The sequence below is a fragment of the Streptomyces sp. NPDC058579 genome, assembly GCF_042718575.1.
In the GTDB taxonomy this organism is placed as follows: Bacteria; Actinomycetota; Actinomycetes; order Streptomycetales; family Streptomycetaceae; genus Streptomyces.
Map to the genome: position 1 here is coordinate 1 of NZ_JBHXPI010000068.1, position 2,821 is coordinate 2,821.

A 2,821-nucleotide genomic window follows, 5' to 3' on the forward strand; every position below is an offset into this window, starting at 1 on the left:
GTACCTGTGACAGGTACCGGGGCCCTTCTCGTACGCGCTGCTACGGCCGGCGGGCCGAGGTCACGCGGTAGACGTCGTAGACGCCCTCCACACCGCGGACGGCCTTCAGGACGTGGCCGAGGTGCTTCGGGTCGCCCATCTCGAAGGTGAAGCGCGAGGTGGCCACCCGGTCGCGAGAGGTCTGGACGGCCGCGGACAGGATGTTCACGTGCTGGTCCGACAGGACCCGCGTGACGTCCGAGAGCAGCCGGGACCGGTCGAGGGCCTCGACCTGGATGGCGACCAGGAAGACCGAGGACTGGGTGGGCGCCCACTCGACCTCGAGGATCCGCTCCGGCTCGCGCGAGAGCGAGTCGACGTTGACGCAGTCGCTGCGGTGCACCGAGACGCCGCTGCCGCGGGTGACGAAGCCGATGATCGGGTCGCCCGGTACAGGCGTGCAGCAGCGGGCCAGCTTGACCCAGACGTCCTCGACGCCCTTGACGACGACACCAGGGTCGGCGCTGGAGCGGCGCTTGGAGCGGCCGCGCGTGGGCGGGGCGGTCTCGGCGATGTCCTCGTTGGCGGCCTCCTCGCCACCGAGCGCCTGGACCAGTTTCTGGACGATGGACTGGGCGGTGACATGGCCCTCGCCGATCGCCGCGTACAGCGAGGAGATGTCGCTGTAGCGCATCTCGTGGGCGAGGGTGACGAGCGAGTCGCCGGTCAGGATCCGCTGGATCGGCAGGTTCTGCTTGCGCATGGCCCGCGCGATGGCGTCCTTGCCCTGCTCGATCGCCTCGTCGCGGCGCTCCTTGGAGAACCAGGCGCGGATCTTGTTGCGGGCGCGCGGGGACTTGACGAAGCCCAGCCAGTCGCGGGACGGCCCGGCGCCGGCGGCCTTGGAGGTGAAAACCTCGACCAGGTCGCCGTTGTCGAGGGTCGACTCCAGCGGGACGAGCCGGCCGTTGACCCGGGCCCCTATGGTGCGGTGGCCGACCTCGGTGTGGACGGCGTAGGAGAAGTCCACGGGGGTGGCCCCGGCGGGCAGCGCTATGACGTCGCCCTTGGGCGTGAAGACGAAGACCTCGTTGCGCGACAGGTCGAAGCGCAGGGACTCCAGGAACTCGCTCGGGTCCTCTGTCTCCTTCTGCCAGTCGAGCAGCTGGCGCAGCCACGCCATGTCGTTGAGGTGGTCGTCCTTGCCGGTGCTCTTCGGCACGTCGGTACGCACCTTGGAGGCCCCTGCGGAGGGGTCCTGCTTGTACTTCCAGTGCGCGGCGATGCCGTACTCGGCCCGGCGGTGCATGTCGAACGTACGGATCTGCAGCTCGACGGGCTTGCCGTTGGGGCCGATGACCGTCGTGTGCAGCGACTGGTACATGTTGAACTTCGGCATCGCGATGTAGTCCTTGAACCGGCCGGGGACCGGGTTCCATCGCGCGTGGACGGTGCCGAGGGCCGCGTAGCAGTCGCGGACGGTGTCCACGAGGACGCGGATGCCGACCAGGTCGTAGATCTCCGCGAAGTCACGGCCGCGGACGATCATCTTCTGGTAGACGCTGTAGTAGTGCTTCGGGCGGCCGGTGACGGTCGCCTTGATGCGGGCGGCGCGCAGGTCGGTCTGGACCTCGTCGGTCACTATGGCGAGGTACTCGTCGCGCTTGGGGGCGCGCTCGGCGACGAGGCGGACGATCTCGTCGTACATCTTGGGGTAGAGGATCGCGAAGGCGAGGTCCTCCAGCTCCCACTTGATGGTGTTCATGCCCAGGCGGTGGGCCAGGGGCGCGTAGATCTCGAGGGTCTCGCGGGCCTTCTTCTCCTGCTTCTCCCGCTTGAGATAGCGCATGGTGCGCATGTTGTGCAGGCGGTCGGCGAGCTTGATGACCAGGACGCGCGGGTCCTTGGCCATGGCGACGACCATCTTGCGGACGGTCTCGGCCTGCGCGGCCTCGCCGAACTTGACCTTGTCGAGCTTGGTGACGCCGTCGACGAGGAGCGCGACCTGGTCGCCGAAGTCGCGGCGGAGTGTGTCGAGGCCGTACTCGGTGTCCTCGACGGTGTCGTGCAGCAGACCGGCCATCAGCGTCGCCGGGTCCATGCCGAGCTCGGCGAGGATGGTGGTGACGGCGAGAGGGTGCGTGATGTACGGGTCGCCGCTCTTGCGCTTCTGGCCGCGGTGCCAGCGCTCGGCGACCTGGTAGGCGCGCTCGACCTGGCGGAGGGTCGCCGTCTCGATCTTCGGGTCGTTGGAGCGGACGATCCGGAGCAGCGGTTCGAGGACCGGGTTGTACGGGGAGGAGCGCTGCACGCCGAGCCGGGCGAGGCGGGCGCGCACGCGGTTGGAGGAGCCGCCGGAGCGGGTGGCGGGGGCGGGCGCGGGCTTCGGCGCGGGCTGCTTCGGCGTGGGGGCGGCCGGGGCGGAGGCCGGTGCCGGGGCGGGGGCCACGGGCGTGGGCCTGCTCTCCGCGGGCGTGTTCTGGGGCGTCGCGGTTCCGCCTGACGCAACGGCCTTCTCGGCCTTCGGGTCGGGCTGCGCGGCGGAGAGTGGCTGGGCCTCGTCTGGCAAGAGCGCTCCTCGTGCGGTACCGGGTCCCCCGGTCAGGCCCGGAAAGGCCATGGTATCGAGCCGGGGGCCGCCATGCTCACGCGTGCGAGTGGTGAGACGGGCGCCACGCGCGCGTGGGCCCCGTTCCGGGACATACCGGGAGAACGGCGAGGGCGCCCCGGGGGTTGCCCGGGGCGCCCACACAACACACGCGGGTGGCGTGGTGTCAGACCGTGTTAAGCGCCGCCAGCGGCGCACCGCGCAGCGCGGGCAGCAGGCGGGCGCGGGCGGGCA

Annotated in this window: 1 protein-coding gene; it reads right to left on the reverse strand. The window is 70.5% G+C overall.

The features are described from left to right. Window positions 1-40: 40 nt before the first annotated feature. Window positions 41-2,548, reverse strand: a complete 2,508-nt coding sequence (locus tag ACFWRO_RS35800; protein WP_384518469.1) for a RelA/SpoT family protein — start codon at window positions 2,546-2,548, stop codon at window positions 41-43. Between the last annotated feature and the right edge of the window lie 273 nt (window positions 2,549-2,821).